This is a genomic window from Paenibacillus sp. FSL H7-0442 (assembly GCF_038593105.1).
In the GTDB taxonomy this organism is placed as follows: domain Bacteria; phylum Bacillota; class Bacilli; order Paenibacillales; family Paenibacillaceae; genus Paenibacillus; species Paenibacillus polymyxa_D.
Genome location: NZ_CP151963.1, coordinates 3531245 through 3554036 on the forward strand (window position 1 = coordinate 3531245; position 22792 = coordinate 3554036).

19 protein-coding genes and 1 other annotated feature (1 of these 20 only partly in view) are annotated in these 22792 nt (G+C 46.3%); of the genes, 6 read left to right on the top strand and 13 right to left on the bottom strand.

Features of this window, described 5'->3' with window-relative positions:
- Positions 1-55, bottom strand: a binding site (T-box leader); it reaches 211 nt to the left of the window's first position.
- Between the two features lie 135 nt (positions 56-190).
- Positions 191-3214: a penicillin-binding protein 1A gene (locus MHH57_RS15525; RefSeq protein WP_209949563.1), complete on the top strand. Its 3024-nt coding sequence runs from the start codon at positions 191-193 to the stop codon at positions 3212-3214.
- Positions 3215-3302: 88 nt separating this feature from the next.
- Here the strand turns inward: MHH57_RS15525 and acsA are convergent, their stop codons facing one another.
- On the bottom strand, positions 3303-5018 hold the full coding sequence (gene acsA, locus MHH57_RS15530) for an acetate--CoA ligase (protein ID WP_209949561.1): 1716 nt from the start codon (positions 5016-5018) through the stop codon (positions 3303-3305).
- Positions 5019-5258: 240 nt separating this feature from the next.
- Between acsA and MHH57_RS15535 the strand changes: the two genes are divergently transcribed.
- Complete coding sequence (locus MHH57_RS15535) at positions 5259-5891, top strand: GNAT family N-acetyltransferase (RefSeq protein WP_209949559.1); 633 nt, start codon at positions 5259-5261, stop codon at positions 5889-5891.
- 13 nt (positions 5892-5904) lie between these two features.
- On the opposite strand, the gene MHH57_RS15540 is transcribed toward MHH57_RS15535, so the two are convergent.
- From MHH57_RS15540 to MHH57_RS15555, 4 genes are all read right to left on the bottom strand, one after another.
- Positions 5905-6603 carry a 5'-methylthioadenosine/adenosylhomocysteine nucleosidase gene (locus MHH57_RS15540; RefSeq protein ID WP_029517651.1) on the bottom strand — a complete coding sequence of 233 codons (699 nt, stop codon included), beginning with the start codon at positions 6601-6603 and terminating at the stop codon, positions 5905-5907.
- 114 nt (positions 6604-6717) lie between these two features.
- Positions 6718-7725: a catabolite control protein A gene (gene ccpA / locus MHH57_RS15545; protein ID WP_029517652.1), complete on the bottom strand. Its 1008-nt coding sequence runs from the start codon at positions 7723-7725 to the stop codon at positions 6718-6720.
- 107 nt (positions 7726-7832) lie between these two features.
- The gene (gene ytxJ, locus MHH57_RS15550) at positions 7833-8174 is read right to left on the bottom strand and encodes a bacillithiol system redox-active protein YtxJ (protein ID WP_069010576.1); all 342 of its coding nucleotides are present in this window, start codon (positions 8172-8174) and stop codon (positions 7833-7835) included.
- A gap of 101 nt (positions 8175-8275) precedes the next feature.
- On the bottom strand, positions 8276-8722 hold the full coding sequence (locus tag MHH57_RS15555; RefSeq protein ID WP_039270826.1) for a hypothetical protein: 447 nt from the start codon (positions 8720-8722) through the stop codon (positions 8276-8278).
- Between the two features lie 338 nt (positions 8723-9060).
- Between MHH57_RS15555 and MHH57_RS15560 the strand changes: the two genes are divergently transcribed.
- Positions 9061-9591, top strand: coding sequence for a type 1 glutamine amidotransferase domain-containing protein (locus tag MHH57_RS15560; RefSeq protein ID WP_029517654.1), 531 nt, complete (start codon positions 9061-9063; stop codon positions 9589-9591).
- A gap of 193 nt (positions 9592-9784) precedes the next feature.
- Here the strand turns inward: MHH57_RS15560 and ptsP are convergent, their stop codons facing one another.
- From ptsP to aroA, 4 genes are all read right to left on the bottom strand, one after another.
- The gene (gene ptsP, locus MHH57_RS15565; protein ID WP_029517655.1) at positions 9785-11530 is read right to left on the bottom strand and encodes a phosphoenolpyruvate--protein phosphotransferase; all 1746 of its coding nucleotides are present in this window, start codon (positions 11528-11530) and stop codon (positions 9785-9787) included.
- Positions 11527-13410, bottom strand: coding sequence for a glucose PTS transporter subunit IIA (locus tag MHH57_RS15570; protein ID WP_023989337.1), 1884 nt, complete (start codon positions 13408-13410; stop codon positions 11527-11529). The genes ptsP and MHH57_RS15570 overlap by 4 nt, the downstream gene beginning before the upstream one ends.
- Before the next feature lie 302 nt (positions 13411-13712).
- Complete coding sequence (locus MHH57_RS15575; RefSeq protein ID WP_029517656.1) at positions 13713-14147, bottom strand: CoA-binding protein; 435 nt, start codon at positions 14145-14147, stop codon at positions 13713-13715.
- A gap of 33 nt (positions 14148-14180) precedes the next feature.
- A complete protein-coding gene (gene aroA / locus MHH57_RS15580) occupies positions 14181-15473 on the bottom strand; it encodes a 3-phosphoshikimate 1-carboxyvinyltransferase (protein ID WP_165150279.1) in 1293 nt (430 codons plus the stop codon).
- A 267-nt stretch (positions 15474-15740) separates the two neighbouring features.
- On the opposite strand from aroA, the gene MHH57_RS15585 reads away from it, so the two are divergent.
- Positions 15741-16046: a rhodanese-like domain-containing protein gene (locus MHH57_RS15585; protein ID WP_010345522.1), complete on the top strand. Its 306-nt coding sequence runs from the start codon at positions 15741-15743 to the stop codon at positions 16044-16046.
- Positions 16047-16294: 248 nt separating this feature from the next.
- Here the strand turns inward: MHH57_RS15585 and gndA are convergent, their stop codons facing one another.
- Positions 16295-17701, bottom strand: coding sequence for an NADP-dependent phosphogluconate dehydrogenase (gene gndA, locus MHH57_RS15590; protein ID WP_013310934.1), 1407 nt, complete (start codon positions 17699-17701; stop codon positions 16295-16297).
- Between the two features lie 173 nt (positions 17702-17874).
- A complete protein-coding gene (locus tag MHH57_RS15595) occupies positions 17875-18474 on the bottom strand; it encodes a hypothetical protein (protein ID WP_039270817.1) in 600 nt (199 codons plus the stop codon).
- 279 nt (positions 18475-18753) lie between these two features.
- Between MHH57_RS15595 and MHH57_RS15600 the strand changes: the two genes are divergently transcribed.
- Positions 18754-19386, top strand: coding sequence for a DUF1054 domain-containing protein (locus MHH57_RS15600; RefSeq protein WP_165150291.1), 633 nt, complete (start codon positions 18754-18756; stop codon positions 19384-19386).
- A gap of 25 nt (positions 19387-19411) precedes the next feature.
- Here MHH57_RS15600 and MHH57_RS15605 read toward each other — a convergent pair whose 3' ends face one another.
- Complete coding sequence (locus MHH57_RS15605) at positions 19412-20695, bottom strand: MFS transporter (RefSeq protein ID WP_165150293.1); 1284 nt, start codon at positions 20693-20695, stop codon at positions 19412-19414.
- Between the two features lie 187 nt (positions 20696-20882).
- Between MHH57_RS15605 and MHH57_RS15610 the strand changes: the two genes are divergently transcribed.
- Complete coding sequence (locus tag MHH57_RS15610; protein WP_029517663.1) at positions 20883-22358, top strand: aminotransferase class I/II-fold pyridoxal phosphate-dependent enzyme; 1476 nt, start codon at positions 20883-20885, stop codon at positions 22356-22358.
- A 110-nt stretch (positions 22359-22468) separates the two neighbouring features.
- Here the strand turns inward: MHH57_RS15610 and MHH57_RS15615 are convergent, their stop codons facing one another.
- Positions 22469-22774 carry a DUF1292 domain-containing protein gene (locus MHH57_RS15615; protein WP_007431055.1) on the bottom strand — a complete coding sequence of 102 codons (306 nt, stop codon included), beginning with the start codon at positions 22772-22774 and terminating at the stop codon, positions 22469-22471.
- Positions 22775-22792: the final 18 nt, after the last annotated feature.

Here is a 22792-nt window from a genome sequence, read left to right on the forward strand (position 1 = left end):
CGGCTCTCTGTACAACGTGAATCCGCCTTCTACTGAAGTCTTTCTCTGCTTTTCACGATATTTACTTTGACCTATTTATAACACACTGCTTTTATGTAGTCAACGACACCAAAAGACAGGCTTTTTAGCATATGGGTTCATTTTGTAATTTTATGCTATAATAATGGCTGTTATAAAGGAGGAAGACTTAATGGTTGAAGAAAAAAACAATGTATCAGAGCCAAAGCCTTCCCGCTTGCGGACAACCATGCGAAGGCTCGGCCGTGTCATAAAGTGGGTCGTCATCATCGGTTTTATGGGGGCACTATTTGCAGGAGGGGCGGCCGCCGGCTATGTTGCTTCTATTGTAAAAAGCGAACCCGTGCGTTCCAGATCCATGATCCTACAGGAAGTAGATAAGAATGCAATTACAGGCTTCGCTTATTTCAATGATGGCTCTCCCATCGGACAACTTCGGACAGAAGAAGATCGAAGACCTGTCACGTTTAAGGAGATTCCACAACTCGTCATTGACGCAGTCATTGCCATTGAAGATAATCATTTTTACGAGCATAAAGGTGTCGATCTATCGGGAACACTGCGTGCTGTGAAGCAAAAGGCGCTGCATGAATCCGTACAAACCGGGGGTAGTACCCTCACCCAGCAGCTTGCGCGTCGTGTCTTTCTAAATCTCGATCGCACGGATGATCGCAAGGTCAAAGAAATTTTGCTGTCTCTGCGCCTTGAGCGCTTCCTAAGCAAGCAACAAATTATTACGGCCTATCTTAATAAAGTACCTTTTGGTAACGGTTCAAGCGGTTACAACGTCTTTGGCATTAAAGCAGCGGCCAAAGGTATCTTTAATGAGAATGATCTGAACGAGCTTAATATAGCCCAGGCTGCCTATCTGGCAGGTTTGCCACAGCTTCCTTCTTCCTATTCTGCTTACAACGGTAAGGGTGAGTTTAATGAAGCTGGCTTTAAAAGAGCCATCAACCGCCAGCACCTGGTGCTCAGTCGAATGCTGGAGGAGAACAAAATCAATAAAGCACAGTATGATGAAGCGATGGCTTTTGATATCAAAAAATCTCTCGCACCACGTACTGTTAAGGCTTATAACACCTATCCATATCTTATGATAGAAACAGAACGACAAGCTGCGCAGGCACTCATGTCTGTCACCAATCCGGGTCAAGCAGCTAATGCCAGTGCAGATGCCAAAACCAAGGACGATAATGATTTGCTCAAAGAAGCTGAACAGCAGCTTCGCACAGGCGGTTATATGGTGTACACCACCATTGATAAGAGCGTATACAAATCTATGCGTCAAATTGCAGAAAATAAGAATAACTTCTCTGCCACTAGTAAAACCAAGGGTGACGAACAAGCAGCGGCTATTCTGATTCAGCATAAAACAGGCGCCATTCTTGGAATGATGGAAGGTCGGGACTTCCAAAAGGAGCAGATGAATTATGCCACCCAGATGGTTCGTCAGCCGGGTTCGGCAATGAAACCGATTGCTGCCTATCTCCCTGCATTGGACAGCGGTCTTGTGCAGCCTGGTAGTATCGTGGATGATGCCCCTATTATTTTGAAAGATGGCAGTAATGGGTATCACATTCCGAAAAATTCTAACAACCGCTATCAAGGATTGGTCACGGCGCGTTATGCACTGAATCAATCGCTCAATACGATAGCACTCAAGCTGTTTAACGAAAAAGTAGGGATCAGCAAAGCCTGGGCTTTTGCCAAGAAGCTGGGCATCACCACCTTGGAATCCAGTGATAACAACGCCCAAACGGGTGTACTTGGCGGCTTGGCCCATGGGGTGACCGTCGAGGAGCTTACGAATGCATATGGAGCCATTCCAAATGGCGGTGTGTTTAATGACGCCTATATGATCGAAAAGATTGTGGATTCGCAAGGCAATATTATATACAAGCATCAGCCTAATCCTGTGCAGGCCTTCTCACCGCAAACCGCCTACCTGATGACAGATATGTTGCGTACAGCCGTGTCGGAGGGCACAGGCAGACTGGTGAAGCGGAACTTTGACCAATCCGGTAAGATTCCGATTGCCGGCAAGACAGGCACTACGCAATCCTACACTGATGTTTGGTTCGAGGGCTTTACGCCTGACGTCACACTGGGTGTATGGGTTGGTTACAAGCAACCTGTCAATAAGCTTGAAACGAAAGTCCAAAAAGAGCGGGCTCGCCGCTTATGGGCTCTAATCATGAATGAAGTAACAGCTAAAGATGCTCAGCTGTTCCAAACGGACAGCTTCAAGAGACCTGACGGCATTGTAAGCCGTACAGCATCCGCATATGGTTCGGACATTTATAACAGTAAGTATCCACCTAAAAACAGTGAAAATGGTGTGAGTCGTGCGAAATATATTACCTACCAAGGTGTGAATTATATTCCACGCGATGGTACACCGGATGATATGTTATATGAACGGACCGTTAGGAAACGGGAAAAGTCAATCTCAGAATTGATTAAAGAGCTTCAGCAAGCCTTTAAGGTGATGAGACGACATAATTCGTTGTCCTACTATCTGCCTCAGGATGCAGATAAGGAAGCTCCTACTCAGATTGATCCACGCAAGGACGATGGAGCAGCTCCTAACGCTCCATCTAGCGTCAACGTAAGCTATAGTGATGGTAAAGCCATAATCAGCTTTAGCCCAAGCGGAAACAGCGACGTCGTAGGATACCGTCTGTATCGTTCTACAGATGGGGGGAGCTTCCAACGGCTTGGCAAGGTCGTTATGGCTGACAGCTCCAAGGTGTTCTCTGACAGCCCTGGGGGCAGCAGCTCTAGCTACTACGTGACCGCCGTTGATGTGGGCGGCCATGAGTCCGGTCCAAGCACGAAAGCAAGCGCAACACCTGTAGTGCCACCTGCAGATTCTGAGTCTCCAGACGTTCCGGGCGAGGGAGATGGAACAGGTGAGCAGCCTACAGAGGTCCCTACTGCCCCTGGACAGCCTCAAGCTAAAGCCGCAGGCTCATCCGTAGCGCTCCAATGGAGCGCAGGTAAGTCGGCGGACGCTATTACAGGCTATAACGTGTATTACAGCGAAAGCGGTGCGGAGCCTTTTACAAATATAGGCTCTACCGCATCTACCAGCTTTGAATATAAGTCGAAGAAAAAGCCAAAAGGCTGGTTTCGTGTCACTTCCATGAATGCCATGGGGGAATCGGCTCCTTCCGGAGCCGTCCGTCCATAACTGAAGACAAGAGTAGAAAGTGATAGGAGTCCCCTTAGCCATTAGGGCTTTGGAGACTCCTTTTTTTAATTCTAATATACACAGTACTTCAATCCTCTATGGTAGATAAGTCACCTGTAGGAAGGTTAAGCTCCCAGGCTTTCAACACGCGTCTCATAATTTTACCAGAGCGGGTTTTGGGTAACTTTTCCTTAAATTCAATTTCGCGTGGAGCAGCATGGGCAGACAGCCCTTCCTTAACGAAGCGATAGATGTCCTGCTGTAAAGCTTCAGACGGTGCATAGCCTTCACGCAGTGCAACAAAAGCTTTGATAATCTCTCCCCGCACGGTATCTGGTTTTCCAATGACTCCGGCTTCCGCTACAGCAGGATGCTCCAGAAGCTTGCTTTCCACCTCAAAAGGGCCGATTCGCTCTCCAGAGGAGTTAATGACATCATCAATCCTACCCTGAAACCAGAAATATCCGTCCTCATCCATGTAAGCCGAATCACCCGATACATACCAACCGGGAAAGCGGAAATATTCCTGAAACTTGTTCGGATTGTTCCATATACGATTCATCATGGATGGCCATGGTGTACGGATCGCCAAGTGACCCATCCGGTTAGGAGGCAACACCTGCCCTCTGTCGTCCAAAATAGCAGCTTGAATACCTGGGAGTGGCTTTCCCATCGAACCCGGCTTAATCGGCAGCTCAGGGTAATTACAGATCAACTGTGCGCCTGTTTCCGTCATCCACCAAGTATCATGAATGCGCTGTGTATATACTTGCCATCCCCATCGCACCACTTCGGGATTCAGCGGTTCCCCAACGGATAATACATGCCGCAGACTGCTGAGATCATATTTGGAAACAACCTGCTCCCCTGCGCTCATCAGCATCCGAAACGCTGTAGGAGCACTATACCATATGGTCACTTCGTGACGCTCAATCGTACGGTACCAGTCTTCCGGGCTGAAACGCCCCCCACGAATGACATTCGTCGCTCCATTTAGCCATGGAGCAAAAATACCGTATGACGTTCCCGTGACCCAGCCAGGATCAGCAGTACACCAATACACATCATCTTCCCGCAAATCCAGCACCATTTTGCCAGTATAGTAATGCTGAATCATTGCATTTTGCACATGATACACGCCTTTGGGCTTGCCTGTTGAGCCTGATGTATAGTGAATAATTAATCCATCTTCACGATCCAACCATTCAGGCTCAAGTTCCTCTGAGGACGTAAGCATTTCTGTCTCAAAATCGATAATTCCCTGCTCGCGTTCATCCATATCACCAACCACAAAAATATGCCGTAGCTCAGGAAGCTCCTCACGTTTTACCCGTGACAGAAGCGCAGGTGTGGTCACTAATGCAACTGCCCCACTATCCTCCAATCGATCCTTAACCGCAGTTTCCATAAACGCCTCAAACAATGGACCGACAACAGCCCCTACCTTTAGAACACCAAGTAAACTAATAACCAGCTCAGGTGAACGTGGCATGAAAATAAACACCCGCTCCCCTTTACCAATACCGTATTTGCGCAGCACATTTCCGAACCTGTTAGAGCTAGCACGAAGCTGAGAGAAGGTGTAGGTTTCATGACGGTTTGCGTCACAATACAATAGTGCCGCTTTCTCACCCCGTCCTTCCTGTACATGTCGATCAATGGCTTCATGTGCCATATTTACCTTGCCTGTTTCATACCACGTAAAATGACGCTCTGCATCCTCCCACTGAAAGTTGTTGTAAGCTTGTTCATACGGGCCCATGTTGGATGTGGGAACTACAGTCTGGAGTTCTTCAATCTTCATGCGTTCAGCCTCCTCACAATGGATTAATGAGAAACACGCAGGACAAGATAACGCTTACAAAAATCAATAAAGCAGATAGATTCCTTTGATTTACTGGTTGATTTAAATTGTGAACATTTTATGTCTAAAACAGTATATCATAGGTCACGATGTGACGACCATCCTTTTCATTTAATTGTTTTTTTGCTATAAGTATGGGATATGAGGAACGAGCTCATGGCGAACAAGGAGGGCGTACGTATGCAGCATTTAAAACTGTACCACTCGGATACGCTGGATCATAACGGACAAACAATCTATGTAGAAGGCCCCGTATCTGCGGATCAACTGCGTTCATTTCAAATGCACAAGCAATTAGATGCCTTTCGCAAACCAAGGGAGCAATTCGACGCGTTGGTGGATATTTCGGAACTGCCAGAAGGCAGAATTATCATTGCCCACAACGGGGAAACCCTTTTGGGATATGTTACTTTTCATTACCCAGATGAGATGGAGCGCTGGTCGGAAGCTGGCATGAAGGATTTACTGGAACTCGGAGCTGTTGAGGTAGCCAATGACTATCGTGGTCTGGGCCTGGGTAGCCGAATGATTCGGATTGCCTTTGAGGATGGACAGCTTGAATCCTATATTATTTTTACGACCGAATACTATTGGCATTGGGATTTAAAAGGCAGCGGTCTCTCCGTATGGGAATACCGCCGCATGATGGAGCGTCTAATGAAAACTGTAGATATGGTCTGGTACGCCACGGATGATCCTGAAATATGCTCACATCCTGCTAACTGTCTGATGGTACGAATGGGAAAGGATGTGCCCCTCGCATCACAAGAGCAGTTTGACCATATCCGATTTGTCCGAAGATTCATGTATTAAAAAAATTATACCATTAGCCCAAATGCTTGAGCATGAACTCCACAATACGATGCGAACGATGTGAAGCTTCTACCGTAAATTCAGCATAATTAACGTGGGCCGATCCATCAGCCTTATCTGACATAGATCGTAGTACAACATAAGGCACAGCGTTCATATGAGCTGTCTGAGCCACAGCCGCACCCTCCATTTCGGTACAAGCGCCGTCCATTTCCTGATGCAATGCAGTCACTAACTCACGATGTGCAACAAATTGATCGCCAGAAAGTACCTTGCCGACAATATACCGATCGCCAAACGATTTGCAGGCTTGCTCAGCTAGACTTACAAGCTCGGGATCAGCCACAAACTCTGAGGTGTCCTGATAAGGAATGACCCCTCTGGCATAACCCAAAGGCGTTACATCCATATCATGCTGCATACATGTTGATGAGATGACAATATCTCCAATGTTTAAATCAGGATGAACCGCCCCTGCCACTCCCGTGAATATAATCTGTTCTACACCAAAATGATCAATCAGGATTTGTGTTGTTACCGCCGCATTAACCTTGCCTACACCGGATTTACAGACGACGACTCTTTGCCCGTGAATGATTCCTGTAGTGTAAGTGATTCCAGCCTTGACCGTCTTACTCGCTTCCGTCATCGCTGCCAGCAGCAATTCAATCTCTTCATCCATAGCACCCATTAATCCATAAAGTCGGCTCATTACGCATCCCTCTATTCTTAGTTTGATGATGATGTCCAGAAGAAGCTTTATATCCACGAAAAAAGCTCCATCAAAGGAGCTTTCATCGAAGGTATATCCTATTCAGCACTGCGTCTAGTCTAAATAATTAACTGACAACCGCAAAATAGTTTCATGCGGCAAAATAACGCGAGGGTTCTCCACGTTTTCCTTTTTCATCAGCTTGGTCAGCAAACGCATCGCTACCGCACCCAAATCGTACATCGGTTGCGCGACGGTTGTCAGCTGAGGACGAACCATAGAGGCCATACGAATATTATCAACACTGATTACCGAAAAATCATCAGGAACTTTCAATCCCTCATCTTGAATACTATGGATCGCACCAATTGCCATTTCATCCGTTGCAGCAAAAATCGCACTTGGCTTCTTCTTCAGGCCGAGAAAATATTTCATGGCTTCAACACCAGATTCATAACGGTAGTTCCCGATTCGCACCAGATCCTCCTGATAATCAATTCCGGCTGCTTCCAATGCTCTCTTGTAACCTTGGAAACGTGCATAACCGTTTGCAGGGTCTTGAAGCGTACCACTGATCATTGCGATTTGACGGTGTCCATGGCGGATCAACGTGTTTACTGCATCAAAAGCAGCCGCTTCATGGTCAATATCGACCGAAGGATAGCTTCCTTTTTCATCACTCGTTGCACATAGAACGATAGGGACCGCAGCTGTATGGAACGCCTGAATATGCTCGTCCGTTACTGTACCACCCATGAACAGAAGACCATCCACTTGCTTTTCAAGCAATGTGTTGATGACACGAATCTCTTTTTCTTTTCGCTTGTCGGCATTACACAAAATAATATTATAGTGATACATATTCGCTATATCCTCAATACCGCGTGCAATTTCTGCAAAAATTGAGTTCGATATATCCGGTATAACCACGCCGACGGTCGTTGTCTTCTTGCTGGCCAGACCTCTAGCGACCGCATTTGGGCGATATCCCAATTGTTCAATCGCTTCGTACACTTTCTTGCGGGTCTGAGGTTTCACATTAGGATTATTGTTAACTACGCGGGACACTGTGGCCATTGAGACACCAGCTTCGCGAGCTACATCATAGATCGTTACCGTCACATTCCTTCTCTCCATTGCCAATAAATTTTCAACCGAATCCTAGATCAACTAATTAGAACCATGATACGACAAAATACTACTTTATGCAACGACAGCACACATTCTATCTATGTGAGATGATCGTGGAGTGCACGGGCTGTAATATTCGAATGGGATGTATGCCAAACAGCTTCTCCGCCCTTGATTAAAATGGCCTGCGGGGATTCATGCTTCACCTGAAGCCTGTCCGCGGTTTCATTGGACACCGGCCGATCTTCTACTACATAAATGATACCGTATTCAATATTTTCGTTGGGAGCGTCATGCAAATAGGACTCCACTTCCTGATATGCGCCTGCACTTATCGGACAACGTGTGCTATGTTTAAAGAGAAGCAACGGCTTGTCTGATGACGCTTCCAGAGCCGTATCTAATTGTTGAACAGTAGTCATTTTTGTCATCGTCGCCATTGGATATACATTCCTTTCTGTGTCTTGTCGTATGGCCTATTCCCATCGTAACAAAAAGAACATGTAAAATCCAATGGTGACCATGAAAATTTTCATATTTTTTAGTTTTTTGTATTTGTAAATACCGATTCACTGGTAAAACCGGATAATTGGACCAATTTTTTCTCTACATCATTCATCCAATCTTCGTCTCCCAGACTTCTCGCATAGCGATAAAGATCCAGTAAGAGATTAATTCGAAGCTCCATCCGCTCCTCCAAAGCAGATTGCCAATCTACATTGGGATTGTCCGCTTCCTCCAGTACAAGCTTGCGAATGATTTCTGCCAGTTCATTGTTGCGAGCAAAAGAAATTCTCCGCGCCGTAGGTTTGCTCCCTAGACTTTGTAATAGTGCCTTAATGTCCTTCGTCACATGCTGCAAAACCTCACTGGAAAAGCATGACGAGCATGAGAATACAGGGACGTGCAAAATTTCAACCTTGTCCGCATAGATTACCTTTCGCAGTTCCAGTCCCATCGGTTTGCCACATTGACATTGCTTTTGCATTTAACCACCTCATTACGTAGGATCAAACTATACGAGGATCTCATCAGAATCCAAATATATCTATCTACTAGTCTAATAAATATTTGTTAACTCCATTAAATCTATCATACCTTGTTTTATTTCGACTTTGGGACTTCAAATCCTTCCACACGTTGCAGCTATGAACAAATTACCAAAGCTTTGGCGGGTCAGAAAATGACGACAATTGCCGTCAAAGAGCAGACTACTAACATAAGAATCTGCGAAGGAATGGACTTCGGGCGTTCTTTTTCTTAAGATGTAAAAGTACAGATTACAAAACAGAGGTGTCATCATGTGACGCACGAAAGGATGGTTGGATGTCAAGACTTGCCGGAAAAAAGGTTATCGCCCTAGTGGATGAGGAATTCGAGGATCTGGAGCTGTGGTATCCAATTTACCGTGTTCGTGAAGAAGGTGCAGAAGTGCATTTAGCCGGTGCGGAAAAGGGTAAAAAATATATTGGAAAATATGGCGTACCTGCTGAAGCGGAATATGCCTTTGAGGAACTGAATAGCAGTGATTATGACGGGATTCTTGTCCCTGGCGGTTGGGCACCTGATAAACTGCGCCGTTATCCCAAGGTCATTCAACTCGTACAGGAGTTTCATGCTGCTCATAAGCCGATTGGACAAATCTGTCATGCAGGCTGGGTACTGATTTCTGCTAAAATTTTGGATGGTGTTACGGTAACTTCCACACCAGGTATTCGTGATGATATGGAAAATGCAGGAGCTACCTGGAAGGATGAAGCTGTTGTGACGGATGGGCATATTGTTTCTGCTCGTCGGCCGCCCGATCTTCCACCTTACGGAAAAGCGTTCTGCGATTTGTTAGCAGATAACACCTAAACCGTAATCACAACAGACTGTCAACAAGATGAAAAAAGAACCTTCAAAACCATGAATGAGGTGGTTTTGAAGGTTCTTTTTCGTCCAAACCATGCTACGCCATTAAGGTTTGTCACGACAAGTCTAACAGTATGGAGTTTTTGGCTCCCCCCAAAAGTGTATGCTAATTGCGAAGCTTTGCGGACATTACATATTACTGCCGTCCAGGCCCGGCCGGAGTGCAGCTGACATTAGCTGCAGTCAGCTTGTCTTCAATCGCTGCACCAGTGGACATGCCAAAGCAAACCTGAGCGACCGTCGTTGCCTCAGATGCAGTCGTATTCAGCACACGATGCTTGACCCGCAATAAAGATTGGGGAGACATGCTGAGTTGATGAATCCCCAGTTCCAGCCAAAGCGGAACGGACCGTTCATCTCCAGCCATCTCACCACATACACTCACATCAATTCCTGCTTGATGTGCCGCTTGTGCAGTCATGCGCAGCATTCGAAGTACAGCTGGATGGTATGGATGGTACATATGTGCAATCTGCTCATTCATACGGTCTACAGCCAGCACATATTGAACCAGATCATTCGTTCCGATACTAAAAAAATTGGTTTCAGCTGCCAATAAATCAGCGATCATCGCTGCAGCCGGTACCTCAATCATAATTCCTCGCTGAATGTTCGGATTATAGGCAAGCCCTCTTGCATCCAAATCCGCCATAGCCTCCTTCAAAAGAGCATCTGCCTGGCGGACCTCCTCTACAGATGAGATCATCGGATACATTACCTTGATATTTCCCATTGCACTGGCTCGCAAAATTGCAGTCAACTGGGTTTTAAACAATTCTTTCCAATCCAGACTGATCCGTATAGCACGGTAACCCAGAAAAGGATTTTCTTCCTCTGGTAGTTGAAGATAGTCCAACGGCTTATCTCCACCGATATCCAAGGTACGGATGACCACAGAGTGGTTTCCTGCCTTTTCTGCTATCAGCCGATATACTTCATACTGTTCCTCTTCATCTGGAGCAGATTTGCGATCCATGTATAAAAATTCCGTGCGGAACAGTCCTACACCTTGAGCGCCATGCTTCAAAGCTGCCTCCAGCTCTTTAATCGAACTAATATTGGCCGCCAGCCTCAGGGTGGTTCCATCCTTAGTCACGGCATCTACAGAAGCAAGTACCTGAAGCTGCTCTTTTCTACGTCGTTGCTCGTCGCGCAAAATTTTATAATGATCAGTTACCGTTTTTTCCGGATTCACATAAACTTTGCCCAGGTCTCCGTCCACAACCATTATGTCTCCCGTTTGAACGGGCAAATTCAGATTGCTCTCCAGTCCTGAAACGAGTGGAATCCCAAGTGCACGGGCCATGATCGCAGAATGCGAAGTTTTACCACCATTCATAGTTACAATCCCTAAAACATAGCTAGGATTCAAGTGTGCCGACTGGGAGGGTGAGAGCTCCTTGGCTACCAGAATATAGGGCTGTGTGTCCTTGGGAAGAGTCACCTCCGGTGCACCCAGCAAATGCTTGAGCAGCCGGTTCCCCACATCTTTGATATCGATTGCCCGCTCCTTCATATATTCATCGTCCAGTAAATCAAACATTGTCACAAAATGATCAATGGCTTCCTTCACGGCCACCTCGGCCGCCTTGTACTGACGCTCAATAATTCCACGAATTTCATTCATGAATTCCGGATCTTCCAATATCGCAAGATGAGCATCAAAGATGCTGGATTCTTCTGGCCCCACCATCTCTCGAAACTCATCCTTAATAAACTGGATTTCACTTTTGGATGTGCGTATCCCTTCATACAAACGTTCAAATTCCTTTGCAAGATCTACCGCATCCATTTTTTGATCAGGTAAATCCCACTCCCAGCTCGGCAGGACAAATGCCTTCCCGATTGCCACACCTGCTGCGGCGCCGATGCCTTCTATCATGTTTCTACCCCTCCAACATTCCTGTCATGCAGCACAACGGACATTACCGAGGCCTGACCTTTTTTTACTGTTTTAAACGGAGCAAAGCTCCACGACTTGACGCGATCCGGATTCGTGATGACCATAGGAGTCACCAGCGATGGAGCTTGCTCTCGTAGCGCCTGCAAATCAAATTTGATCAGCAATTGCCCCGGTTCCACCGTATCGCCTGCTTCTACCATAGCAGTAAAATTCCCTTTTAGCTGTGAAGTATCAATCCCGATGTGAAGTAGAACTTCAAGTCCTTCTCGTGTGGAGATGCCTAAAGCGTGCATGGTCGGATACAAATGCATCACAGTACCATACACCGGAGAAACAAGTTCACCGCGTTCAGGAACAAAAGCAACACCGTCCCCAACCAGCTTCGTCGCAAAAATTTTGTCAGGCACTTCATGAATCGGTAGCATTTTTCCATGTACAGGAGCGTTGAACAAAATTTGAGGGAGATCACGCTCCATCAGCTTCGCGATTTCCTCACGAATCAGTTCTGAATACGTTCCGAATACAACCTGCAAATTACCCCCACCCAGATTGATAAGCCCAGCCGATCCCAAAGCCTTCATCGCTCCGGTATCAATCAGCCTGTCATTGTGGACGGTCAGCCGCAAACGTGTGATGCAGGCCTCTACTTGCACAATATTTTCCTTCCCGCCAAGTGCTTCCAAAATAAGCGGAGCACTATAAGGAATATTGCCGGCCCAATCCTCCAGAACCGAACCTTCCTCGCGTCCAGGAGTTGGAATACGGAACCGCCGGATAGCCCATCGAAACAGTACATAATACACAAGCCCGTACGCGACTCCCACTGGAATTAACAACCAGGCGTTATGTGAGAGATGAAAATTAAGGACATAATCTATAAAACCCGCCGAATAGGAAAATCCGTGATGAATATCCAGCTCAAAGGTAAGCCACATGGCCAGCCCAGACATAACTGCATGCACGAGGAACAAATAAGGAGCAGCAAACAAAAAGGCAAACTCAATCTGTTCCGACACTCCAGTAAAAAAGCAAACAAGCGCAGCAGTCAAAAATGTTTTTTGCACCTTTGGCTTCAAATCTTCACGCGCTTCCTGAATGATCGCCAGCGCAATGGCAGGGATCGCAAACATCATAATGGGGAACAACCCGGACATGAAATAGCCCGCTGTCGGATCGCCAGCAAAAAACCGGGGTAAATCTCCCTGCACAACGTTACCAGACGGTGTTTTATATGTACCCAGTTGAAACCAAAAAATATTATTAAGCAGATGGTGAAGACCAAAGGCCGCCAGTAGTCGGTATAGAATACCGTAGATAAACAGTCCAAAGCCGCCCAAGCTCGATTCCAAACCTACTATAAATTGCAGCCCTCTCTGTATGAGTGGGGCAATAATTAGCATGAGTCCTGCAAACACAGCCGAGAAGAGACCAATAAGCAGCAGAACAAATCGGGTACCTCCAAAAAATTGAAGCACCTCGGGCAATTTGATGCTTTTGAAGCGATTATAGGCCACCCCTGAAATGACCCCCAAAATGATACCAATGAGCGTCGCCGGTTGAATGAGTCCGTTTCCAAATCTCAATGTGACCTGATCGTATATAGCCATACCAGCCAATGCTGCCAGTCCCGCCTGACCTGCCTGATTCGACATACCCAGGGCAACACCAACCGCAAATAAATATGGCAAAAAATAAAAAATCCCGTGTCCCGCCGCATTTGCCATATCAGACACCATGGGGAATCCCCATGTCGACCAAGGAAGGCTGCCGAGACTTAGCAATATTGCAGCGGCTGGTAGCACCATCGTCGGGAGCATGACAGCACGACCGAGCTGTTGTAAGGATCCGAGCCAATTCATGGCATTCCTCTCCTTTCTATCCCTGATGGTAAGCCGAATAAATACTTTTGTCAAAGCAATGATTCCATCTGCCAAAATATTTATTTACGCTACTACAGGTCCAAAGCTTTATCATCACAAGATAACACTATGAATCCGTTTAGATCCATTTCATCAACAAGGCATACATACATTATATGAATTCCTGAGAGGATAATATACTGTACCATATTCCTCATTTCGCACCAAAAACCTTCAACCCTGTGAAGCAAGGGAAGAAGGTTTTTATTCATCTGCGTATAGCACAGATTACTGATCCATGTTTATCCTTTACGCACAGCCTGGGTCACTGAGTCCTCCACCTTAATGCAACGGTCCATAATAACCGTCATTCCATGCTCCTGCGCAATGTCAGCGGCTTCCTGGCTTATAATTCCCTGTTGAAGCCACAAAACCTTAGCTCCAATAGCAGCTGCTTCACGCGCAACCTCTGCACAGTATTCACTGCGGCGGAATACATTGACCAGCTCCACAGGCTCAGGTACTTCAGCAAGACTGGCATAACAAGTCTCCCCAAGGATCGTTTGCCCTGCCGCTGCAGGGTTAACCGGAATAATCCGGTATCCCCGCTTCTGCATGGCATAAGAAACCATATAAGAAGTTCGATCTGATTTATCAGACAAACCAACAACCGCTATATTGCCTACTTGTTCCAAAATGGTTTTAATCTCTTCTCTCGACGGATTTTCAAAAGCCATCCTGTTCCCTCCTATTCGCATCTTCGTTTGTTTTTATTTTACCCATTCTACAGAAGCACCAAGCGTCGTTAGATGGTCAAAATACTGCGGATACGATTTGGCGACATGATGTGCGTCCTTAATCACTAACGGCTTCTGTGCGCGCAAACCAACAATCGTCAAGGCCATAATAACACGGTGATCAAAATGCGCATTAATTTCCACGCCACCTTCGACACCCTCCGGTCTGCCATGTACGATAATTTCCGCTTGGCGTTCTTCTACCTGAGCTCCAGCCTTGGTCAGCTCATTCAAATAATCGGTAATGCGGTCACATTCCTTATATCGTAAATTTTCCACGTTATAAAAACGGGACGTGCCTTCAGCAAATACAGCCGCAGCCACCATTGCAAGCACAGCGTCTGTTGCAGCATCACCGTCAAATTCGACTGCTTTCAATCGACCATTGCCCTTCACAACGACGGTATCGTTCTCATGTGTCAGTGGTACTTCCATCATGCGCAGCACATCTACGATAGCGCGTTCTCCCTGTTTGCTCTGCTCCTTAAGACGATGGATGGTAACATCGGAATTCGTTACTGCAGCAGCCGCCAGCACCGCTGCACTCCCTGGATAGTCTCCCTGTACCGTATACGTACGTGGCTGATAGGATTGCCGTCCCGGGACACGGAAAAACATATAATCATCGCTTGCATGAATGATAATACCAGCCTCTTGCAATACCTCCAGAGTCTGCCCAATGACCACCTTGGATTTCAAATCATGCAGCACTTCGATTTCACTGTCTTCCTCCAGTAAAGGCGTAAGGAATAGCAGGGCGCTCAAATATTGTGAGCTAACCGAGCCGGACACCTGAATTTTACCGCCTTTCGCCTGACCACCCTGAATACGAATTGGCAACTTACCTTCACGATGGTCTACTTTCACACCCAATTGCCCCAGTGCATCGATTAGATCATCATGTGGTCTTTTGCCCAATGAGTCGGGATATGTATTAACAAATGTAACATCCGGACATAGAGATGCAATACCCATCAAAAAACGGAGCACCGCTCCTGCATTTCCCACATTCAATTCCTTCACAGCTTGAGGATGGCTACCAAAACCTGTAATAACTATTTTTTCATCATCCTCTTCCAGTACTGCACCCAGATCGGCGATACAACGACGCATAGCATCACTGTCTTCACTATGGGCAGGATAATAAATGGTACTTTGTCCCTCAGCAAGTGCCGCAGTGAGCAGATAACGAGTAGTGTAGTTTTTAGAGGACAGGGCCCCAATCTCTCCTTGCAAGGAAGGGGTAGGTCTAACGATAACATCCATAATGTACATGCTCCTTTTCGGTTCAACCATCCTATTATACGTTAATTATACAAGTTGTAGCTCATTTCTCCACCCAAAAAAATAAGAAATATTAATCTAGGTCACCCGAGTGAATCCCGTCGGTTATTTAATCTATACCTGCCTTCAGGATTAAGCCGATTGACAGCCTAGAGATAGCTTAGCTATCATACATAGAGTGTGTGTGACATTTTGCACACGTCAAAAACATACGTAGCACCCATTATATATCAGAAAAGAGGTCCGGCCATGACGCAAATCGCCCTGATTGAACCTTCTGAGTTGCGCGCACGTCTGCAAGCAGGAGAGCAATTGCAACTAATTGACGTCCGCGAAGCGGAAGAAGTAGCGGAAGGCATGATTGAAGGTGCCAAGCACATTCCGCTCGGACAGCTTCCGGGTCGTCTTGAAGAAATTGAACGCACCGGTGAAATTATCTTTATTTGCCGGAGCGGTTATCGCAGTGAACGAGCCTGCGAATATCTACAGCAGCTAGGTTATGAAGGCTGTACTAACATGACTGGCGGCATGCTGCAATGGTCACAGGAGCAATAGAATACCTACTTCACAAAAGAGACGGGAACCTTCCCGTCTTTTTTGTTTTAACTCAAAGCTTAGACGCGGTAATGCATTAAAATATTTTGTCCCTATCATAACATAGCGCCAAAAGATTACACAATCCTCTACTGCCATCATAATCGTATCCATAATTATAAATTAAAAAACGGAAGCTTCTTCTACCCATAGGGCAAAAAAGCTTCCGTTGTATTACATAATGCTATTCATACATATCCGTTCGTTCATTAGAACCATTGATGATGGAATACGCCTTCTTTGTCCACACGTTTGAACGTATGAGCACCAAAGTAGTCACGTTGTGCTTGCAACAGATTTGCTGGCAAACGCTCAGTGCGGTAGCTGTCATAGTATGCAAGCGCGCTGGAGAAACCAGGCACTGGAATACCTTGGGATACAGCCACGGAAATCACTTGACGCCATGCATCTTGATACGTTTCAACTACATTTTTGAAGTAAGAATCCAGCAACAGGTTTTTCAAGGCAGGATCGCGGTCATATGCATCCTTGATATTTTGCAGGAATTGCGAGCGGATAATGCAACCGCCGCGGAAGATCATAGCAATTTTTCCGTATTTCAAATCCCAATCATATTCATCGGAAGCTGCACGCATTTGAGCAAAACCTTGAGCATAGGACACAATTTTACTTGCAAACAGTGCTTTACGTACGCTTTCGATAAATTCTTTCTTGTCGCCACTGAAGGACTCAGCATTAGGACCGCTCAGCACTTTGCTTGCCGCAATGCGCTCGTCTTTCATAGCAGACAAGAAGCGGGAAAATACAGATTCAGTAATCATGGACAATGGCACACCCAGATCCAAAGCGCTTTGGCTTGTCCATTTACCTGTACCTTTTTGACCTGCAGCATCCAAGATAACATCTACCATTGGCTTGCCTGTTTCAGCATCGTACTGGGAGAAGATGTCAGCTGTAATTTCGATCAGGTAGCTGTCCAGTTCCCCTTTATTCCATTCCGTGAAGATTTCATGCAGCTCTTCTGCATTCACGTTTAGGACTGATTTTAACAGGTGATACGCTTCACCGATCAATTGCATGTCACCGTATTCGATACCGTTATGCACCATTTTTACATAGTGACCAGCACCGTCGGGACCGATATATGTACAGCATGGGTCGCCTTCCACTTTAGCAGAGATTGCCGTTAGAATCGGCTCTACCAGTTTATAGGCACTTTCTTGTCCACCCGGCATGATCGCAGGACCATTCAAGGCACCTTCTTCACCACCGGACACGCCTGTACCAATAAAGCGAAGTCCTTTTTCCTCCAGCTCCTTGCTGCGGCGCTGTGTATCAGGGAAGTAGGCATTGCCTCCGTCTATAATAATGTCGCCCTTGTCCAGATGAGGCACAAGCTGTTCAATCGTGGCATCTGTAGCTTTACCAGCTTGAACCATGATCAGGATTTTACGGGGCGATTCCAATGAGTTCACAAATTCTTCAATGGAGAAAGTACCCGTCAGTTTTTTACCTTCTGCTTCTTTGATAAGATCGTGCGTTTTTTCTGGAGAACGATTAAAAACCGAGACAGTGAAGCCTCTGCTCTCAATATTAAGGGCTAAATTCTTACCCATTACCGCCAGGCCGATCACACCAATTTGCTGTTTTGCCATCTGGTTCCTCATCCTTTGCAACATATTTTGTCTTCTATATCGCCGCTTTACCGCATTACACTTTATGTGAATCGGAATACGTGCACTTCTATTTTAACGTTTTTGGTGTAAGAAGTGAACCCCTGTCTATTCACAGATGAAAACACCCCATTTACATGAGGTGTTCAGATGTACTACGCTTCCATCATCAGCAGTTGGTGGGATAGCGTTTGCAGGCGCTCATGGCAATTCCCGATTTCAGCCTTATCTCCATCTGTCATCGCTGTGAACAGCTTCTCCAATGCATCGTCCACTTCCATTTTAAGCAGCAGCAGTCGGGTTTCTCCTTCATTGGAAGCGTACATATCCTCCATTTCCTGTGCTGACAGCACCGGTCCCTTCTGATAAATAACACGCTGCTTAAAGCCTGTAACCTCGACCAGACGAATGACCTCACCAAACAAAATATTTTCTACTAAAATATGATGGTCCTTGACTCTTTTGACAATGGCATGGCCCCGGGTGCTTCCAATCAGCTTCTCCAGCCACTCAGCCAGCTTGGCATCGCGAATTACATAATCTCCAGCCAGCTTGTAGTGTCCTGTGCGCAATTGTTGAAAACGGAGCTTCACCAGCTTGCGCCCGGTTCTCACCGACAAAACCAGATACGACTCATCCTCGCTCCAGTACAGCGAATACCCTTCCGATATCAAATCCTTGATCAGATTATGGATATGCCGACGGCTAAACCGGAGCTCTAGATTGCAATATTCTACCTCACAGCCCTTGTTCACGGCATTCCCTCCTTTTTCAAGTCCGATTCAAGAAGTCCGGCTACAGCAAGCCTGCGGCTTTCCCGCTTGATCTTCCCTTGCTCTATTTTATACTTCATTTTATGTAAGGGTACTTGGTTATTTGACCTATTTTTATGAGTAACAGCGCACAATCCTACTTTTGCCTTATATGCTTGTACCGAGCCTGGCCTAAAGTCGGTCAAGCCCGCTGACATTATGCTATAATCGGACATATTACGCCACACGACATGGCTTAACCCATTTACAGGAGGAAAAGGAATGACATTTAGTGGATTTACTGCAAAGGACTTCGATGTTTTTGAAATACCGGGGTTGGAGCCTCGTATGGAAGTGCTGATTCAGCAGATTCGGCCCAAGCTGGAAGCGATTGGCGAGGAATTAGCTCCATTTCTAACAGACTTATGTGGGGAGCCTATGTATGTTCACGTTGCCAAGCATGCACGACGCAAAGTCAATCCCCCGATAGATACATGGGTAGCCTGGGCGGCAAATAAGCGCGGGTATAAGGCGTTGCCCCATTTCGAGGTAGGTATGTTTGCTTCCCATATTTTCGTCATATTCGCAGTCATTTATGAAAGTCCCAATAAAATAACGTTTGCCCAGGCGCTTGAAGCCAACCTGAGCGATGTGCGCTCTAACATACCGGGCCATTTTTACTGGTCCATGGATCATATGGCTCCAGAAGGTACAGAACAGCAGCACATGGACACTGAAGAGTTTCAAACGATCATCCACAAGCTGCAACAGGTAAAAAAAGCCGAGGTCATGTGTGGGCTCCGTATTGATCGTAATGACCCTCTCGCCAGTGACGGAGCAGCATTGCTGCAGACGGTGCGTTCCACCTTTGAGCATTTGCTGCCGCTGTACCGAATGTCTTTCTCAAAAGAGTAGCCCTCGCTGCTTTTCAAGGCGCTGTTCAGGCCTCCACAGTCTTCCTGCGTGGATTCCGCGCCAGAGCCAAGTGGCAGCCAAACATGAGCAGCATCACGACCCCACTGATGATAAATGGAGCTGTGTGTCCAGCACGGTCCCATAGCACTCCTGAAACGAGCGGGCCTATAACCATGCCGGAGCCTTGAAGTGTTAAAAAAAAGCCCCATACCGTTGCTCGCTCGTTTTCCGGAATCAGTCGGGCAAGAAACGTGTTCCATGCAGGCAAAATGAGCGCATATCCCAAACCAATAAGCGCTACGGATACAAACACCAGCGGAATAGATCGAACGATTGAGAAGAAAAACAGCGTAATTCCGGCTAACAAAAAGCCAACATGTAGAAAATACTCCGTTCCAAGTCGGTCGACCAATTTGCCGCAAGGGATCAGTGCCAGCACAGTCACCCCACCGCCTGCAATCAGGAGCACGCTGTACAAGTTCGGTGAAATCCCAAGGTCCGTCCGAGCGTATAGCGTAAGTACTGGGCTGATCAAACCGATAACAAAAGACTGCAAAAACAGCGCCGGGTAAATTAACGGATTGACGTTAAGCTTTGTTTTGAGTACGCCGATCGTCTCTTGGATTCCCCTTAGAGTCCCCCGCTTCTGCTTTATGTACCCATCAGACGACACTAGAGCGCTCTGTTTGAGGTCATCTTTGTCAGCAGACCTTTTCGGTCCTGGCAGCATCAGAGCAACCAACAACAACACAATACTGCATCCTATCAACATCATGAACACCATGCCGTAAGAATGTCCATAGTGGGATATGGCGAAGTTCATAATGAGCGGGCCCAATCCCGTTCCGCCCATAGACGCAATTTCCAGTGTACCCATCGCCGCGCCATTGCTGTTATTAGGCCCGGACATTTCAGTCGTTCCGGTCATAACACAAGGCCAGAGCGGAGAAGTACCTAGACCGAGCAGCAGACACGCGACGACGAGCCACACAGGCTCTGTCAGTACGCTCAGCATAATAATCGCTACAAGTGTAAACAACAGCGCGGTCGACATCGTTCCACGGTAGCCGAGTCGTTCAGCCATCCAGCCCGCCGGTGCCCGAAACGCGTTGTCTCCAAAATACTGAAGTGAAAAGGCCAAACCAATAATCCCGGCCGACAAACCAAGCGTTTCTCCCATATATACCGGCAGGATGGATACCAGAAGTGATCCTTTCATAAATTCGACCAGAAATACCAAAACCCATAATTTAGTAAAGAAAGGAACCCACAACCGCTGCGGAGCTTTTTTTCGTCCTATTTGTCTCATCTAATCCACATCCTCCACCTTCATTTTTTGGCTATAAAGACCGGGTTCTCCGCCTACTCCACTCTTTCGCAAATAAATGCGCCCTCAATCGCTTGCATTCCTACTTTAAACTGCTATACTCAATTTTGTTCTATTATCACTTGCACAGGATTGTCGAAATCCTGCACGAAAGGTTGTGACAACACTAATGAATCAAAGCAACACCCCGCTTTTTACTGCTTTGAAAAAGCATGCTCAGAGCAACCCGGTTCAATTTCACATCCCAGGTCATAAAAAGGGAGTGGGAGCAGATTCGGAATTTCGCGAATTTATGGGGGATAATGCCTTTTCCATAGATATGATCAACATCGCTCCATTGGACGATCTGCATCAGCCTTCAGGCGTCATCGAAGAAGCTCAAAAGCTTGCAGCAGAGGCCTTCGGAGCTGATTATACGTATTACAGTGTACAGGGGACAAGCGGAGCCATCATCACCATGATTATGTCGATTTGCATGCCTGGTGATAAAATTATTGTACCCCGAAACATACACAAATCTATAATGTCTGCCATTATCTTCGCTGGTGCGAAGCCGGTATTCATTTCTCCAGTCAGTGATGAGAATCTCGGTATTCACCACGGGGTTACAACCAAGTCCGTACGCCGGGCATTGGAACGCCACCCTGACGCCAAGGGCGTCCTTGTTATCAACCCGACATATTACGGTGTGTGCGCCGATTTGAAGGAAATTGTAGATCTCGCTCACAGCTATAATGTGCCGGTCCTGGTCGATGAGGCTCATGGAGTACTGATTCATTTTCACTCTGATCTACCGATGTCCGCCATGGAGGCGGGAGCAGACATGTCAGCTACAAGCGTTCACAAGCTGGGTGGTTCCTTGACTCAAAGCTCAATCCTGAATGTAAATACGAAAAACGGATTCGTTAATCCGCAGCGTGTACAAACGATTTTCAGTATGCTGACAACAACGTCGACTTCGTATATTCTGTTGGCTTCGTTAGACACATCCCGACGTAATCTGGCCCTTAACGGTCATGAAATAGCACAACGCGCCCTTGATTTGGCTGAATATTGCCGCTCAGAGGTTAACAAGATTGAAGGGCTATATTGCTTTGGTAGTGAAATTCTCGGCACGGAAGCTACCTACGATTATGATCCAACCAAAATTACGGTTCATATCCGCCATTTGGGCCTTACCGGATACGATGTGGAAAATTGGCTGAGAGATCACTATAATATCGAGGTTGAACTTAGCGATATGTACAATATTCTTTGTTTGGTGACCCCTGGGGATACCAAAGAGGAAATTGAAATTTTGTTGAAAGCTCTGCGTGAGCTGGCTTCTCTGCACTATTCCACAGGTCAGGAGCATGAGCTGGTTGTAAAGATACCAGATATCCCTCAGCTCTCCCTCATTCCAAGAGACGCTTTTTATGGAGATACGGAAATCGTGCCCTTCAAGGAATCTGCTGGTCGCATTATTGCAGAATTCATTTATGTGTATCCACCGGGTATTCCGATCTTACTGCCAGGAGAAGTTATTTCGCAGGACAATATTGATTATATTGTTGATCATGTAGAAGTAGGCCTGCCTGTTAAAGGACCTGAGGACCGAACAGTACATCAGGTGAAGGTTATCGTCGAGACTGACGCTATTTCATAATATTGATCGGACAACACATGCTTACAAAATATGTTGATAGTTAACAAAAAAAGCCCCTATTTGGGGGCTTTTTTTTCTTGAAGAGCTTATAACAGCTGCTATTTCCAATTCTATTCGTATTGGGCAACAAGCTCGCTATATGCAGCTTCTACACGTTTCCACTCATCTTCGTCCTCAATATTGTAAAGCACCATTTCTTCGTTTTCTTCTTCCATACGAAGAATAATGCCATCCGCTTCGGGATTGCCTCGCTCAAGCAGAAGAGCATAAACGTGATCTTCTACATCAAAGGTCTCTACCAGCACCATTTCTACATCTTTACCATTTTCATCAGTTAGCGTAAGAACCATTTCTTCATGTTCGTGGTCATGATCGTGGTTGCAGGCTTCACCGTGTTCATGTTTGTGATCACTCATGGAAATACCTACCTTCAA

Bases quoted from the DNA above. Each gene is read 5' to 3' on its own strand.
- MHH57_RS15600 (WP_165150291.1), top strand. From the start codon at position 18,754: ATGACATTTAGTGGATTTACTGCAAAGGACTTCGATGTTTTTGAAATA.
- acsA (WP_209949561.1), bottom strand. From the start codon at position 5,018: ATGAAGATTGAAGAACTCCAGACTGTAGTTCCCACATCCAACATGGGC.
- MHH57_RS15540 (WP_029517651.1), bottom strand. From the start codon at position 6,603: ATGAGCCGACTTTATGGATTAATGGGTGCTATGGATGAAGAGATTGAA.
- MHH57_RS15525 (WP_209949563.1), top strand. From the start codon at position 191: ATGGTTGAAGAAAAAAACAATGTATCAGAGCCAAAGCCTTCCCGCTTG.
- MHH57_RS15575 (WP_029517656.1), bottom strand. From the start codon at position 14,147: ATGGCTTTTGAAAATCCGTCGAGAGAAGAGATTAAAACCATTTTGGAA.
- MHH57_RS15535 (WP_209949559.1), top strand. From the start codon at position 5,259: ATGCAGCATTTAAAACTGTACCACTCGGATACGCTGGATCATAACGGA.
- MHH57_RS15560 (WP_029517654.1), top strand. From the start codon at position 9,061: ATGTCAAGACTTGCCGGAAAAAAGGTTATCGCCCTAGTGGATGAGGAA.
- aroA (WP_165150279.1), bottom strand. From the start codon at position 15,473: ATGGATGTTATCGTTAGACCTACCCCTTCCTTGCAAGGAGAGATTGGG.
- MHH57_RS15615 (WP_007431055.1), bottom strand. From the start codon at position 22,774: ATGAGTGATCACAAACATGAACACGGTGAAGCCTGCAACCACGATCAT.
- MHH57_RS15570 (WP_023989337.1), bottom strand. From the start codon at position 13,410: ATGAATTGGCTCGGATCCTTACAACAGCTCGGTCGTGCTGTCATGCTC.
- MHH57_RS15605 (WP_165150293.1), bottom strand. From the start codon at position 20,695: ATGAGACAAATAGGACGAAAAAAAGCTCCGCAGCGGTTGTGGGTTCCT.
- ytxJ (WP_069010576.1), bottom strand. From the start codon at position 8,174: ATGGCGACGATGACAAAAATGACTACTGTTCAACAATTAGATACGGCT.
- MHH57_RS15555 (WP_039270826.1), bottom strand. From the start codon at position 8,722: ATGCAAAAGCAATGTCAATGTGGCAAACCGATGGGACTGGAACTGCGA.
- gndA (WP_013310934.1), bottom strand. From the start codon at position 17,701: ATGGCAAAACAGCAAATTGGTGTGATCGGCCTGGCGGTAATGGGTAAG.
- MHH57_RS15610 (WP_029517663.1), top strand. From the start codon at position 20,883: ATGAATCAAAGCAACACCCCGCTTTTTACTGCTTTGAAAAAGCATGCT.
- ptsP (WP_029517655.1), bottom strand. From the start codon at position 11,530: ATGATAGAAGGCATCGGCGCCGCAGCAGGTGTGGCAATCGGGAAGGCA.
- MHH57_RS15585 (WP_010345522.1), top strand. From the start codon at position 15,741: ATGACGCAAATCGCCCTGATTGAACCTTCTGAGTTGCGCGCACGTCTG.